Here is a 14,272-nt window from a genome sequence, read left to right as displayed (position 1 = left end):
GGTCCCGGCAGCGTGTCGCCGATGCCCAGGAGCTCCCATGTGTGAAATCTTCATCCGCGCCACCGAGCATTCGTATGCGTGCGAAACCCGGTCCTTGCGCCTGCACGGCGTGGCGACCAGCCTGCGGCTCGAGCACCTGTTCTGGCAGGTCCTCGAAGAAATCGCCGGCCGTGACGGCCTGCGGGTCACCCAACTGATCGAACGCCTGTACGACGAACTGGTCGAGTACCGCGGCGAGGCCGCCAACTTCACCTCGTTCCTGCGCGTGTGCTGCCTGCGGTATCAGCTGTTGCAGGCCGAGGGCCGGATCCCGCGCGATGCCAGCGTGCCGATCCGTTCGCTCAACGCGCAAGCCGTCCTGGAAGGGCTGCCGCCTTCGCTCTGCGACGCCCAGCCCGTCCCCGCGAAGCGCCGCGCGGCGTGACCCGCTTTGCCGCACCATGCAAAAGGGCCCGATTAGATCGGGCCCTTCGTTTTGCCGTGTGAAGCGGTCAGGCTGGCATCAGCCGCCCGAGGCAATCGACGCCATGGCCACTTCGCTTTGCACGATGCGGCGGATGCGCACGGCATCGCCGATGCGCGAAAGCTTGCCCTGCGAATCCAGCAGCACGATGGCCAGATCGCGGCCGTTGATGCGCGCCAGCATCACCAGGCATTCGCCCGCTTCATTGATGTAACCCGTCTTGGACACCTTGATGTCCCAGTCGGGCTTGCGCACCAGCAGGTTGGTGTTGCGGAAGGTCTGCGTGCGGTTGTTGATCTCGACCTCGTACTCGGTATCGGTGGAGTAGCGATGGATCAGCGGGCGCTGCGACGCGGCGCGCAAGAGGCGGGCCAGGTCATGCGGCGACGACACGTTGTTGCTGGACAAGCCCGTCGGCTCGATGAACCGCGTGCTGGTCATGCCCAGCGACTGCGCCTTGGCGTTCATGGCGGCCACGAAGGCGCGCAGCCCGCCCGGATAGTGGCGGCCCAGCGCGTTCGCGGCGCGGTTCTCGGAAGACATCAGCGCCAGATGCAGCATGTCGCCGCGCGACAGCTTGGTGCCCACCCGCAGCCGCGACGTCGTGTGCTTGAGCTCGTCGACGTCCTCGTCGGTGATCTCCAGCATTTCGTCCATCGGCAGGTTGGCGTCCACCACGACGACGGCCGTCATCAGCTTCGAGATGGAAGCGATGGGGCGCACGACGTTTTCGTTCTTGGCGAAGATGACGGTGGAGGTTTCAAGGTCTTGCACGTAAGCGGTGCTGGACCGCAGCGCGGCCGCTTCGGCGCGCGCCGAGGCGGCGGGCGGCGGCATGGCCGCGCTGGCAGCGCCCGCAGCGGCTACGCGCCGGCCGCGTGCGGCCTTGTCCGTCTTGCCGCCCTTGCCGGCAGCGCCCGATTTTTTGGGCGGCGTGCCTTTCGCGGCGACCTGCTTGCCGCTCTTGGGCGGCGCCTTCTTGGCCGACGAGGATTTGGGGGGCGCCTTCTTGGCGGACGGCGCCGCCTGCTTGGCGGCGGCGCTCTTGCCGGAGCCCGCCTTGGGCGCCGGCGCTTTTTTGGCTTGTTGCGCCTTGCAGGCCGCCGACTTGGCGTTGGTCTTGCAAGGGTCGGAATTTTTGGCTGCTTGCGCCGCTGGGGGCAGGAGCGCGCACACCGCCAGCGCGGCAGGCGCTATGGCGTTCGCAATTGCACGTTTCCAGGAAAAGGCCATGGTTGGGCAGGCTTGTGGTCTGTGAGCAAATATTTCTTAAGCCGGCGTTTCGTCGGATCAGAAAAAGTCCAGATGAATTATGGGCTTACGCGTCGAATTTAAACAGCAATTTCAAGTAGTGCGCAAGGCGATTTGCAGGTTTTTCAGAAAAAACACCGTGACGGATTGTGGCCGCATCAATTAGTCACAAGTCGGAAGCCGCAAAGCTAACCGCGCGGCGCGCAAGAGCGTAGCCCGGATTAACCCTCATCTGGCTGAACAGGTGGACTTTTTTGAGAAGAATCTGCGCGCGCAGCCGAGGCCGAAGCTGGCCTCGCCGGGTGGAATCGAACCACCAATTGACCCTTAGGAGGGGCCGGTTATATCCATTTAACTACGGCGAGCGAGGAGGGGGGCGCAAGGCAGTGCCGTCGCCATCGACGGAAAAGGGCCGCCAGAACTGGGGGCACTTCGCACTAAGGCCTTGAAATTGCTGCGGAACTTGCGAGCCGAAGTTTAGCACTGCAGACGCGGGCTTCGAAGCAGGACGCAAGTCTATCAGCAGGCGCGGCAACGCCCAAATCACCGCGCCGGGCGCTCGCCCGGGATGGCCTCTCGGGGGAAGCTTGTTGCGGCAACGCGGGTATTCACGGACCCGCATGCCGACTTGTATATGATGTTCGCGTCCCACCGCTGCGTGGGGCCGCCCCGAGGAGGGGGCGCAAACCCAAAAAACAACCAGACACGGGTTTCATGTCTAGCCAAACCGATACGATTTCCGCACGCACCATTGTCTTGGGCACCCTGGTCGTGCTGCTTGCCATGGGGGTGCGCGCCACCTTCGGCCTGTTCATGCAGCCGATGGGCCTGACGCACGGCTGGAGCCGTGAAGTATTTTCGATGGCGTTTGCCCTGCAGAACCTCGTGTGGGGCGTCGCCTGTATCTTCATGGGCATGCTGGCCGACCGTTACGGCTCTGGCCGCACCATTGCGCTGGGCGCCGTGCTGTACATGCTGGGCCTGATCGGCACGCGCTTTGCCACCGACGAGGCCACGCTTTACCTGACCGCCGGCGTGCTGGTCGGACTGGGACAGGCGGGCACCACGTTCCCCGTCATCCTACCCGTCGTCGCGCGCGCCGTGCCGCCCGCCTACCGCAGCACGGCGATGGGCATCGCCAGCGCGGGCGGGTCGCTCGGCCAGTTTGCCGTGGTGCCGACCGGGCAGCTGCTCATCAGCGGGCTGGACTGGACGGGCGCGCTCTGGGTGCTGTCGCTGTTCGTGGCTTGCGGCGCGCCTTTGGCGTATTTCCTGCGCGGCCGCCCCCAAGCGCACGCAGGTCCGCATCAGTCGCTGGGCACCGCCATCAAGCAGGCCGTGCGCCATCCGTCGTTCCACTTCCTGTTCTGGAGCTACTTCGTCTGCGGCTTTCACACCGCGTTCATCACGCTGCACTTGCCGGCCTATGTGACCGACGGCGGGCTGACGGCCGGGCAGGGCGCCACCGCGATCGCGCTCATCGGCCTGTTCAACGTCCTGGGTTCGTTCTACGCCGGCAAGCTGGGCGGCAAATACAGCAAGAAGCGGCTGCTGGCGGTGGTGTACTTCATGCGCGCGTTCGGCATCCTGTTGCTGCTGTCGGTGCCGCTGACGCCGTGGGTGCTCTATGCCTTCGCGGCTTGGATGGGATTGTTCTGGCTGGGTACGGTGCCGTTGACGCAAGGGCTCATTGGCCAGATCTACGGCTTGCGTTATGCGGCCACGCTCTCGGGCATCGTGTTTCTCGGCCATCAGTTGGGCAGTTTCATTGGCGTGTGGCTGGGCGGATACGCGTATGCCAAGACCGGCAGCTACGATCTGGTCTGGTGGCTGGGCGTGGCGCTGGCCGTCATCGCGGCGCTGCTCTGCCTGCCCGTGCGCGAGCAGCCGGTCGCGCCGGCGCAGCCCGCCACGGCCTGACCGCGACCTGCCGGAGCCCCGCAATGACCCTCGGACCGCATTCCCAAACCCGTCGCCGCAAAGGCTGGCGAGCGGTGGGCGTGCTGGCGCTGGCCGCGGTGCTGGGGCTGGCGTTCTGGGGATACACCACGCCCGAGATGCAGATTCACTGGGAAAACCTGGCCGCACTCTGCGGGTTTTGACAGGGCTCGGCTTACCGCAACCGGCGCGTCGCGGCGGCCGCCTCGCGGTATCCTACGGCGGAGATTTTCTCCGCCTTTTTCATTGCTCTTCGTCGCGCGGCGGCCCGCCGCGCGCGCCCTTGGATGACCATGCAGGACGCAGCGCCTTCCTACTCCGATCTCTCGTTGCCGGACATCGCCAGTCTGCCCGCGGCAGACACACTCGTGCTCACGGTGAACAACCGCCTGTCGCGCCGCCTCACGCTAGAGCTCGCCGGATTGCTGCGCCAGGAACGCCAGGTCAGCGAGCTGCCGCGCATCCTGCCGCTGTCCGCCTGGCTCGCTGAATCCGCCAACGAACTCGCGTTCGAATCCGACGAAGACGTGCCCGCCTACCGGCTGGACAGTTTTGCCACGCAGCTCGTCTGGACCGAAGCCATCCGCCTCGAAGAAGCCGAGCGCGTCCTGCTGGATGCCAGTCAGGCGGCGCGGCTTTCCATGGATGCGGACCTGCTCATGGACGAATGGGCGCTGCAGGTGCCGTCCGGCGCGGACACCGACGAATACCGCGGCTTTGCGCGCTGGCGCGAGCGCTATCGCCACACGCTGGCCGGCATCGATGCCGAAGACGCCAACCAGGGTTACGCGCGCGTCGTGCGCGCCCTCGAAGCCGGACGCCTTGCCACGCCGCGGCAACTGGTGCTTGCCGGGTTTACCGACATCTCGCCCCGCTTTCAGCGCCTGCTGCACGCATTCGAGGCCCAGGGCACGTGCGTGGCGCAATGGCGCGATACCCAGCGTGTGGCGGTAGTGGCGCAGCGCTTCGAGGCCGCGGATCAGGGCGCCGAATGGCGCGCCGCCGCCGACTGGGCGGCCAGCCGTTTGAAGGCCGACCTCGCCGGGCGTTATGCCATCGTGTCGCCGCAACTGGAAGCCGAATCCCCCTTCGCGCGCCGCGTGCTCAGCCAGGCGCTGGCCGGGCGCGACGGCGCGCCAGCGTTTGCGTTCAACGTTGCCGTGGGCCGGCCGCTCGACGAATGGCCCATGGCCCGCGCCGCGCTGGCCTGGCTGCGGGCGCTGGCCGAATGCGCGCAGGGCAAGGGCTGCGGCGTGGGCGTCCTGGGCGCCGCGTTGCTTGCAGGCCATTGCGCCGGCGACGTGCGCGACCGCGCGCGGCTTGCCGCCATCGACGCGCGCTGGCGGCGCCAGGGGCAATTACATGTCGCCCCGCAAGCATGGCGCAAGTTGCTTGCCGATCTGCCGGCGTTGGCGCAGGCCTGGAACCACGCCACCGAAATCTGGACGCAAGGCGGCCGCCAGGCCACGTGCGACGTCTGGATGCTGCGCATGAAGGCCGCCTTGACGGCGCTGGGCTTTCCCGGCGAAGCCCCGCTCGACAGCGTGGGTTATCAGGTCATGGGCGCGCTGGGCGATGCGCTCGGCAGCTTTTCGGCGCTGGCGCCGGCCGCGGGCCGCCTGGGCGGCGTGGCCGCCGTGAACCTGCTGGAAAGCGTGGCGCGGTCCTCCTCGTTCCAGCCGCAGCGCGATCCGCTCGCGCGGCTGGACGTCCTTGGGTTGCTGGAAGCCGAAGGCGGTTACTGGGATGGCGTCTGGCTGCTGGGCCTGACAGACGACGTGTTGCCCGCTTCGCCCAAACCGAACCCGCTGCTGCCGCTTGCCGTGCTGCGCCAGGCCCGGGCGCCGCGCGCCACGCCCGAGCGCGAACGCGAATGGGCCGAAGGCATGTTTGCCGCGCTGTGCCGCTGCGCGCCCGACATCATCGTCAGCCACGCCCACATGGACGGCGAGCGCGAGCTGCGTCCTTCGCCACTGATCGCGGCGCTCTCCCTTACCGAGTGGACTCCGGCGCGCACCGAGGCGCAGGCCGTCTTGCCGCAGGAATCGCTCGACGATTCGCAGGGGCCTCCATTGGCGGCCGGCAATCGCGGCGGGGGCGGGCTGGATGTGCTGGACACGCAGGCGCGCAATCCGCTTTGGGCGTTCGTGCGCCATCGCCTCGGCGGCCGGGAGCTCGCGCCCTATGCCGACGCCGCCACCGTCAACGTGCGTGGCCAGTTCCTGCACAAGGCGCTTGAAGTGGTGTGGGGCATGATGCCCGACCAGGACGCGCTGCACGAGCAGCTTTCGGCTGGCCGTCTGCCGGCGTTACTGGAGCAGGCCGTGGCGCAGGCCGCCGGCGAAGAACTCAAGGAATACGCGCCAGCCTTGCGCGCGCTGGAATGCCAGCGCGCCCAGGCCGTGCTGGCCTCGTGGCTGGACCTCGAAGCGCAGCGCCTGCCGTTCGCGGTGGCGCAGGTCGAAAAAAATCATCAGTGGCAGCGTGGTGCGCTGAACCTGAAGCTGCGGTTGGACCGCATCGATCGCCTTCCCGACGGCCGTAACGTCATCGTCGACTACAAAACCGGCGTGGCGGCGGCCAAGCCCGAGCCCGACTGGTCCCGCAGCCGTCCCGTGAACGTGCAGTTGCCGTTCTATGCATCGGTGCTGGCCGACGCGGCCGGCGGCGAAGCTGCGGGTCTGGTGCTGGCGCAGATCCACGCGCGGCAGGTCGCCGCGCAAGGATTGGCCGACGAAGACCTGGGCATGCCCGGCGTCACGCTTGCCAGCGAAAGCAAATACTTCGACGGCCTGTCCTGGCCCGAGATCCGCCAACGCTGGCGCGTGGCGATCGAATCCCTGGCCGACGAATACGTGGCGGGGTACGCGGCCAACGTCGCCTACCGGCGCGACGATCTGAAATACTGCGATGCCTTGCCGTTCCTGCGCTTGCATCTTGACGACGAGGACGCATGAACATGGCCGAACCCGATCGCCTTCCGCATGACCACGCCGCTCGCGCGGCGGCGCTCGACCCCGCGCGGTCCTTCCTCGTCCAGGCGCCCGCAGGCTCAGGCAAGACCGAACTCCTCACCGACCGCATCCTGGCCTTGCTGGCCACGGTGAACCGGCCCGAAGAAATCGTCGCCATCACCTTCACGCGCAAGGCCGCGTCCGAGATGCACGCCCGCGTGCTGAGCAAGCTGCGGCGCGGCCTGGATGCGCCCCCCGAGGCCGCGCACGAACGCCGCAGCTGGGACCTCGCCCGCGCGGCGCTGGCGCGCAATGCCGAACAGGGCTGGCATCTGCTCGAGCATCCCGCGCGTCTCGCCATCCGCACCATCGACTCGTTCTGCGCGGGGCTGGTGCGCAGCATGCCGTGGCTGTCGGAGCTGGGCGGCATGCCGGACATCACGGACGATGCGCGCTCGCACTACGAGGCCGCCGCGCGCGCCACGCTGGATCTCGCGGACGACTACGAGGCCGTGCGCATTTTGCTGCGCCACCTGGACGTCGACGTCCAGGCCGCCAAGGACGCCATCGCCGACATGCTGGGCCAGCGCGATCAATGGCTGCCGCTGCTGCGCCACGGCTCCGACCGCGAGGCCATGGAGGCCATGTTGGCCGAGGCCATCGGCGAAGACCTCGATGCCTTGTGCGCCGCCATGCCCTACGGCTGGTCCGAATCGCTTTGCGGCCCGGCGCGCCTGGCCGCCGCGCACCTGCAGGATGGCGAAGACGACAACAAGCTGGCTGCGTTGCTGGACTGGACCGAAGCACTGCAACCCGACGCCGAACTGCTGGATGCCTGGCGCGCCGTCGCGCACCTGCTGCTGACCAGCACCGGCTCCCTGCGCAAGACCGTCAACAAGAACCTGGGGTTCCCGGCCAAGTGCGCGCACAAGGAACCCTTCGTCGCCTGGCTGGAAGGCGCCGACGCGCAAGCCGCCTGGGTGCGCCGCTTGCACGCCGTGCGCGATATTCCGGCGCCGCATTTCACCGATGCCCAATGGGAAGTGCTGGGCGCGCAGCTCATGACGCTTGCCCTGGCCGTGGCGCAGTTGCGGCTGCGCTTTGCCGAAAAAGGCGAGGTCGACTTCATCGAGATCGCCCAGCGGGCCGCGGCCGCGCTGGGTAGTGCCGACGACCCGGGCGAACTGCTGCTCAAACTCGACGCCTCGATCCGGCATCTGCTCATCGACGAATTCCAGGACACCAGCCAGACGCAGCTCGACTTGCTGCGCACCCTCACGGCAGGCTGGCAGTCCGGCGATGGCCGCAGCCTGTTCCTCGTGGGCGATCCCATGCAGTCGATCTACCGCTTCCGCAAGGCAGAGGTCGGCCTGTTTCTCGAAGTCGCCGACATCGGCGTGGGCGAGGTCAAGCCCGACTTCCTGAACCTCACGGACAACTTCCGTTCGCAGGCCGGCATTGTCGACTGGGTGAACCAGTCGTTCGTCGACCTGCTGCCCCGGCGTAGCGACGCTGCCGCCGGCGCCATCGCGTACAGCCCGTCCACGGCCTTCCACCCGGCGCTGCCCGACCCCGCGGTGCGCTTTCATCCGGCGTGGTCGCGCGAGGGTGCGCCGCCCGCCGAAGAACAGGCCGAAGACATCGCCGTGGGACTGGTGCGCCAGGCGCTGATCGATCACAAGGGCGCCAAGCACCCCGTCGCGATTCTCGTGCGCGCCCGCAGTCACCTGGGCAACCTCACGCGCCGGCTCGCACAGGAAGGCATACGCTCGCGGGCCGTCGATCTGGTGCCGCTGGCGCTGCGCCCGGTGGTGGCCGACCTGGTGCAACTCGTGCGCGCCGTGTCGCATCCGGCCGACCGCCTCGCGTGGCTGTCCGTGCTGCGCGCGCCCTATTGCGGCTTGACGCTCACCTCGTTGCAGCGGCTCTTTGGCGACGACCACATCACGCCGGTGCCCGTGCTGCTGGAACGCGCCTTGCGCATCGCCCCGCAGCCCATTGCAACGGCATCGGCCGCGGCACCTGGCCCGCAAGGCTCGCTTTTTGACGCACCCGCCCCAGAACCGCAAGCCCCGTCGGCGCAAGCCATACTCAGCCCCGACGAATTCGCGCGCCTGCGCCAGGTGGCGTCGGTCCTCCTGGACAAACGCAACGCATCGGGCGCCATCCCCTTCGCCGCGTGGGTGGAATCGCTGTGGCGCCGCCTGGGCGGCCCCGGCCTTTACGCCGGCCTGTCGGTCGCCAACGACGCCGAAAGCCTGTTCCAACTGGTCGAACGCCTTGCCCCGCACGGCAACATCGACGTGGCCGCCCTGGACGCCGGCATCTCCCGCCTCTTCGCCGCGCCCGACGCGGCGGATGAAGACGAAGGCGCGGTCGAGATCATGACCATGCACAAGTCCAAGGGCCTTCAGTTCGAAGCCGTGATCCTGTACGGCCTGCACCGCGCGCCGCGCGGCGATCAGGCTCCCCTGGTGCGCTTCGAACAAAGCGGCGGCCGCGTCCTCTTCGGCCCGGTCAAGCCACGCGCCGAAACGGAAGCAGACCCGGTCTCGCGCTACCTGGGCGCCCGCGAAGCCCGCCGCGCCTCCTACGAAATAGACCGTCTCCTCTACGTCGCCGCCACCCGCGCCCGCAAACGTCTGCATCTGGTCGGACACGTATCGATCGACGAAGCCTCTGGCCAAATCAAGACCCCGCCCGCAGCCAGCCTGCTGGGCCGCCTGTGGCCGTGCCTGACCCCGCCCATTCCACCATCGCTGAATGGCGAAACGGTGCAAGAAGAAACCGACGCCCCCGAATGGCAAGGCGAACCCCTGCGACGCATCGACAACGCCGGCCTCGCGCAACTGCAACGCCAATCCAGCATCACCATGAGCGCCGGCTTCGCCACGGCCACCCGAGGCGCCTGGGGCGAAGCCGCCGAACATCCCGCCTGGCAACTCGAAGCCGGCTACGACGCCGCCATCGGCACCTTGGCCCACGCCTGGCTGGCCCGCATCGGCCAGGACGGCATACAAGCCTGGCCCCCCGAGGCCCTCACGCCCCGCCTGCCCGCCATGCGCCGCCAACTCACCCGAGCCGGCATCCCCGCCAGCCAGGCAGACGCCGCCGCCGCGGCCGTCCTGGAAACGCTGCAAGCCACCCTGGCAGACGAACGCGGCCTCTGGCTCCTATCCCAATCCGGCGCCCGCCGCGAATGGCCCCTCATCGACGCGGCCGGAAAAGTCTCGGTCATCGACCTGGCGCTCAGCACCGAAGACGGCTGGCTGATCGTCGACTACAAAACCGGCCGCCCCCACCCCGGAGAATCCCCCGCCGCCTTCGCAATCCGCATGCGCCAACGCCACGGCGAACAATTGCAGCGCTACTGCACGCAAGTCACCGCCCTGGACGGCCGCAGCGCCCGAGCCGCGTTGTACTTCCCGCGCGCAAAGGCGTGGATAGATCTGCTGGAGTAACGCGCAACAGGGCAAGCACAACGGCGAGCGAAGTAACGCGCCAAGCAAAAAGGAACTGCGGCAGTCGAGGCAACCACGCGAAGCGAGTAAAAGGGGCAAGCGAAGCAACGCCTCCGTCAAAAGCAGCCCCGCATAGAAAGCAAGACAAAGCGAAGCGAGCCAAAAGGGTAAGCGAAGCAACGCCCCCGCGCCAAGAAAGTGCCCCATGCAAAGCAGCCAAGCAAGGCAAAGCGAAGCGAGCCGAAGGGGCAAGCGAAGCAAAGCCCCCACCCCCTCCCCCTCGGGGGGAGGGCCGGGGAGGGGGCCCACATATTGCCCCTCGGGGCCCGCCAGCCGAGATTCGAGCGAGCGCGCGAAGCGCAGCTCTGCTAGAATCTCGGCTGGCGGGCCCCTTCGCATGGTTCGACGGTGAACCTGGTCAGGTCGGGAACGAAGCAGCCATAGTCGTTTAGGGTCAGTGCCGGAGTAAGGCTCGCCAACCGGATTCTTCAAGGCAGTAGCGTTTGCTACATCGCTTTCACAGGGGACGGGGTTATTTTCCAAGGATTCGTTCCACGGGAATAAGCCCGTCCCCTTTGCATTCCAGCCCGCTCGATCAACGGGTTCAACAATCAGGCTCTACAATCCAGCCATGACTTATCTGGTATTGGCCCGCAAGTGGCGGCCGCGATCGTTCGATACCCTGGTGGGACAGGATCACGTGGTGCGCGCGCTCACCCATGCGCTCGACACGCAACGCCTGCATCACGCCTGGCTGTTCACCGGAACCCGGGGCGTTGGCAAGACCACGCTCTCGCGCATCCTGGCCAAATCGCTCAACTGCGAAACCGGCATCACCTCCAAGCCTTGTGGCGTCTGCCGCGCCTGCACCGAGATCGATGCCGGCCGCTTCGTCGACTACCTTGAGCTGGACGCCGCGTCCAACCGCGGTGTCGAGGAAATGACGCAGCTCCTGGAGCAGGCGGTCTATGCGCCCGGCGCGGGACGCTTCAAGGTCTACATGATCGACGAAGTCCACATGCTGACCGGGCACGCGTTCAACGCCATGCTCAAGACGCTGGAAGAGCCGCCCCCGCACGTCAAGTTTATCCTGGCCACCACCGATCCGCAGAAGATTCCGGTGACGGTTTTGTCGCGCTGCCTGCAATTCAATCTGAAGCAGATGCCGGCCGACTCCATCGTCGGCCATTTGCAGGCCGTGCTTGGCCAGGAAGACGTGGGCTTTGAGATCCCGGCCCTGCGGCTGATCGGGCAGGCCGCGTCGGGTTCGATGCGCGACGCCTTGTCGCTCACCGACCAGGCCATTGCCTACAGCGCGGGCAACCTGACCGAGGACGCCGTGCGCGGCATGCTCGGCACCATCGACCAGCGCCATCTCGTCCGCCTGCTCGACGCCTTGTCCTCGGGCGACGCCAAGGGCGTGCTGGCCGTGGCCGATGAACTCGCGATCCGCGGGCTGTCGTATGCCGGCGCGCTGGCCGACTTGGCCGTGCTGCTGTCGCGCGTCGCGATCGAGCAGCGTGTCACCGGCGTCACCGCCGCCGAAGATCCGCTGGCCGCCGACATCGCCCGTCTGGCGCAGGCGCTCCATCCGGACGCCGTGCAACTCTTCTATTCCGTCGCGGTGCACAGCCGCGGCGAATTGACGCTGGCGCCTGACGAATACGCAGGCTTCATCATGGCGTGCCTGCGCATGCTGGCGCTCAATGGCGATGCTGGCCCGCAGACGGCGCTGGAAGCGCCCGCCGCACCCGCCCGCCAGACGGCAGCGCCCGCCGCATCTGCGGCCATCGCCGCGCCCACGGGCGCCGAGGCCGGCGCTTCTCACCCAGCTGCTGCGTCAACGGCCGCTTCGTCGACGGCGGCTGTGTCGACTCCGGCGGTATCGACCGCCGCGGTGTCGACCGCCGCTGTGCCGGCATCCGCGCAGGCGGCAGACGCTCCTTCGGCAGACTCTCCTTCGGCAGCGGCTCAGCCTGCAGCCGCCGGGCAACCCATCGCCGCTAGACCCGACGCCGGCCCGTCCGGCCCCACGGCAGCTTCCGCGCCGGCCCACAATGCGGCAGCGGACGATGCTCCGGCTGGAAACGCGTCGGCCACTGCCAATGGGGCAGCCACTGACGCTGCCTTCACCTCAGTACCCAACGGCGCCGCCGCGCCGACAGCCGATCCGGTGACGACCGGCGCGAGCACAGCCCACACGGCAATGCCCGGCGCCCCGGCCGCCAACGCCAGCGCACCATTCGATGGCGCAGCCGCCGCCACGCCGGCAAACGGCTCCGCGTCCTCGCCCGACGCCGCCCATACCGCCTCGGCATCCTCGGCAAACGATGCGGCAGCCCCCGCGCAACCGGCCCCGCCGGCCGCAGCGGCGCCGGCGCAATCGTCCGCCGCGTCCGCCCCGCAATCCGCGGATCCCAACAGTGTCCCGCCTTGGGAAGACCTCCCCGCCGACGCCGCTTCGCCGAACCCGGCCTCCGCCAAAGCGCAAAATTCCGCCGCCCTGGCCGTGACGCCCGCTGCGGCGGCGATCGCCCCGGCCGTGGACGATGCCGACGGTCCTCCGGCGTGGGTCGATGAAGAAATTCCTTTCGAAGCCGAAGGCGGGTTCATGCCTGACAGCGGCTTCACGTCCGACCCCGACGACGATTTTGAAACGCTGGCCACGTCACCGTCGCCCGCACCCGCTCCGCCAGCCGCCCGCCGCGATGGCCCCGCGCCCGCACGCAAGCGCCAATCGCGCGCGCCGCGCCTGGCAGACATGGACGCGGCGTCCTGGCCCGAACTGGCCGCGCGGCTGCCGGTGACCGGCCTGGCCTCGGAACTGGCGCGCCAGAGCGAATGGGCCGGCGTGCAGGGCGATGCCATCATCCTGCGCGTGGCTGTCAAGACCCTGGCCGAAAGCGAAAGCCGCGTGCGGCTGCAGACCGTCCTGTGCGAACATTTCGGGCAGGGCATCCGGCTGGACGTGCGGGTCGGCGTCACCGGCGATGCCACGGCGTATGCCGTGGCGCAGGCCGAGAGCGCGGCGCGCCAGCTGGCGGCCGAAAACGCCGTGGCCGACGATCCCTTTGTGCAAGCGCTGTTGGCGGATTTCGGAGGCCATGTCGTGCCTGGCTCGATCCGCCACGTTGATTCATCGGCCGCCGCCTGACGGCGGCCAACCTCATTCCCCTCGTTCAAGGAAGCTCCCATCATGATGAAAGGACAACTCGCCGGCCTGATGCGCCAAGCGCAGCAGATGCAGGAAAACATGAAGAAGGCGCAGGACGCGCTGGCCGACATCCAGGTCGAAGGCGCCTCGGGCGGCGGTCTGGTGAAGGTCACGATGACCTGCCGTCACGACGTCAAGCGCGTCGAGATCGATCCGTCGCTGCTGGCCGACGACAAGGACATGCTGGAAGACCTGGTCGCCGCCGCGTTCAACGACGCGCTGCGCAAGGCCGAAGCCACCTCCCAGGAGAAGATGGCGTCGGTGACCGCCGGCATGCCGCTGCCCCCGGGCATGAAGCTGCCGTTCTGATAGCCGCTGCCATAGGCTGCAATGGATCCCTTACTGCCTGAACCCGAGCCGCTGGTCTCGCTGATCGAAGCGCTGCGACGCCTGCCCGGCGTGGGCGTGCGATCGGCCAGACGCATGGCCTACCACCTGTTGCAGCATGATCCGCAAGGCGCGGACATGCTGGGGCGGGCGCTTGCCGGCGCGGTGCGGGATCTGAAGCACTGCGCGCGCTGCAATAGCTTTTCCGAAGACGAGGTCTGCGCGACCTGCTCCAACGCCAAGCGTGATCCCTCGCTGCTGTGCATCGTGGAAACCCCGGCCGACCAGAACATGATCGAGTCCAGTCACGGCTATCGCGGCCTGTACTACGTGCTCATGGGCCGCGTCGCGCCGCTGGAAGGCATCGGCCCGCGCGAGCTGGATTTCGACCGCGTGATCAAACGCGCCACCGACGGCGTGGTGCAGGAGGTCATCCTGGCCACCAACTTCACGGCCGAAGGCGAGACCACCGCGCACTTCCTGGGCGAGGCGCTTGGCGAGCGCGGCCTGCGGGTCACGCGCCTGGCGCGTGGTGTGCCGGCCGGCAGCGAGCTCGAATACGTCGACGCCGGTACCATCGCCTGGGCCCTGATGGAGCGCAAGACCACCTGACGCTCGCGGTACCAGAACGCCCGCCGGCAACGCATCGGCAGGGCAACCAATG

Annotated in this window: 9 protein-coding genes, 1 tRNA gene and 1 other RNA gene; 9 read left to right on the top strand and 2 right to left on the bottom strand. The window is 68.0% G+C overall.

Going from position 1 to position 14,272, the window contains the following annotated elements; all coding sequences use genetic code 11:
* Nucleotides 1-37 precede the first annotated feature (37 nt).
* Complete coding sequence (locus KVT32_RS12575) at nt 38-424, top strand: ribbon-helix-helix domain-containing protein (protein WP_128827346.1); 387 nt, start codon at nt 38-40, stop codon at nt 422-424.
* Between the two features lie 78 nt (nt 425-502).
* Here KVT32_RS12575 and pbpG read toward each other — a convergent pair whose 3' ends face one another.
* Nucleotides 503-1,696, bottom strand: coding sequence for a D-alanyl-D-alanine endopeptidase (gene pbpG / locus KVT32_RS12570; protein ID WP_226846670.1), 1,194 nt, complete (start codon nt 1,694-1,696; stop codon nt 503-505).
* Between the two features lie 308 nt (nt 1,697-2,004).
* Nucleotides 2,005-2,079, bottom strand: a tRNA-Arg gene (locus KVT32_RS12565).
* 349 nt (nt 2,080-2,428) lie between these two features.
* On the opposite strand from KVT32_RS12565, the gene KVT32_RS12560 reads away from it, so the two are divergent.
* The 8 genes from KVT32_RS12560 to recR all read left to right on the top strand — a co-directional run bounded on the left by KVT32_RS12560 (nt 2,429) and on the right by recR (nt 14,220).
* Nucleotides 2,429-3,634, top strand: coding sequence for an MFS transporter (locus KVT32_RS12560; RefSeq protein WP_056326784.1), 1,206 nt, complete (start codon nt 2,429-2,431; stop codon nt 3,632-3,634).
* A 23-nt stretch (nt 3,635-3,657) separates the two neighbouring features.
* On the top strand, nt 3,658-3,816 hold the full coding sequence (locus tag KVT32_RS12555; protein WP_175155085.1) for a hypothetical protein: 159 nt from the start codon (nt 3,658-3,660) through the stop codon (nt 3,814-3,816).
* 129 nt (nt 3,817-3,945) lie between these two features.
* Nucleotides 3,946-6,609 carry a PD-(D/E)XK nuclease family protein gene (locus tag KVT32_RS12550; RefSeq protein ID WP_217618299.1) on the top strand — a complete coding sequence of 888 codons (2,664 nt, stop codon included), beginning with the start codon at nt 3,946-3,948 and terminating at the stop codon, nt 6,607-6,609.
* A 2-nt stretch (nt 6,610-6,611) separates the two neighbouring features.
* Nucleotides 6,612-10,067 (top strand): exodeoxyribonuclease V subunit beta, encoded by a 3,456-nt coding sequence (locus tag KVT32_RS12545; protein ID WP_217618298.1) that lies wholly within the window; start codon nt 6,612-6,614, stop codon nt 10,065-10,067.
* A 382-nt stretch (nt 10,068-10,449) separates the two neighbouring features.
* Nucleotides 10,450-10,547, top strand: an RNA gene (gene ffs / locus KVT32_RS12540) — signal recognition particle sRNA small type.
* A gap of 151 nt (nt 10,548-10,698) precedes the next feature.
* Nucleotides 10,699-13,221 (top strand): DNA polymerase III subunit gamma/tau, encoded by a 2,523-nt coding sequence (gene dnaX, locus KVT32_RS12535; RefSeq protein WP_152385296.1) that lies wholly within the window; start codon nt 10,699-10,701, stop codon nt 13,219-13,221.
* 42 nt (nt 13,222-13,263) lie between these two features.
* Complete coding sequence (locus tag KVT32_RS12530; RefSeq protein WP_056326789.1) at nt 13,264-13,590, top strand: YbaB/EbfC family nucleoid-associated protein; 327 nt, start codon at nt 13,264-13,266, stop codon at nt 13,588-13,590.
* A gap of 21 nt (nt 13,591-13,611) precedes the next feature.
* Nucleotides 13,612-14,220: a recombination mediator RecR gene (gene recR / locus KVT32_RS12525; RefSeq protein ID WP_056326792.1), complete on the top strand. Its 609-nt coding sequence runs from the start codon at nt 13,612-13,614 to the stop codon at nt 14,218-14,220.
* The last annotated feature ends 52 nt before the right edge of the window (nt 14,221-14,272 follow it).

This window comes from Achromobacter sp. GbtcB20, from assembly GCF_019091095.1.
GTDB lineage: Bacteria > Pseudomonadota > Gammaproteobacteria > Burkholderiales > Burkholderiaceae_B > Achromobacter > Achromobacter mucicolens.
This window is presented reverse-complemented; position numbering and strand designations above follow the sequence as displayed.

Bases quoted from the DNA above. Each gene is read 5' to 3' on its own strand.
- KVT32_RS12545 (WP_217618298.1), top strand. From the start codon at position 6,612: ATGGCCGAACCCGATCGCCTTCCGCATGACCACGCCGCTCGCGCGGCG.
- recR (WP_056326792.1), top strand. From the start codon at position 13,612: ATGGATCCCTTACTGCCTGAACCCGAGCCGCTGGTCTCGCTGATCGAA.
- KVT32_RS12575 (WP_128827346.1), top strand. From the start codon at position 38: ATGTGTGAAATCTTCATCCGCGCCACCGAGCATTCGTATGCGTGCGAA.
- dnaX (WP_152385296.1), top strand. From the start codon at position 10,699: ATGACTTATCTGGTATTGGCCCGCAAGTGGCGGCCGCGATCGTTCGAT.
- KVT32_RS12555 (WP_175155085.1), top strand. From the start codon at position 3,658: ATGACCCTCGGACCGCATTCCCAAACCCGTCGCCGCAAAGGCTGGCGA.
- pbpG (WP_226846670.1), bottom strand. From the start codon at position 1,696: ATGGCCTTTTCCTGGAAACGTGCAATTGCGAACGCCATAGCGCCTGCC.
- KVT32_RS12530 (WP_056326789.1), top strand. From the start codon at position 13,264: ATGATGAAAGGACAACTCGCCGGCCTGATGCGCCAAGCGCAGCAGATG.
- KVT32_RS12560 (WP_056326784.1), top strand. From the start codon at position 2,429: ATGTCTAGCCAAACCGATACGATTTCCGCACGCACCATTGTCTTGGGC.
- KVT32_RS12550 (WP_217618299.1), top strand. From the start codon at position 3,946: ATGCAGGACGCAGCGCCTTCCTACTCCGATCTCTCGTTGCCGGACATC.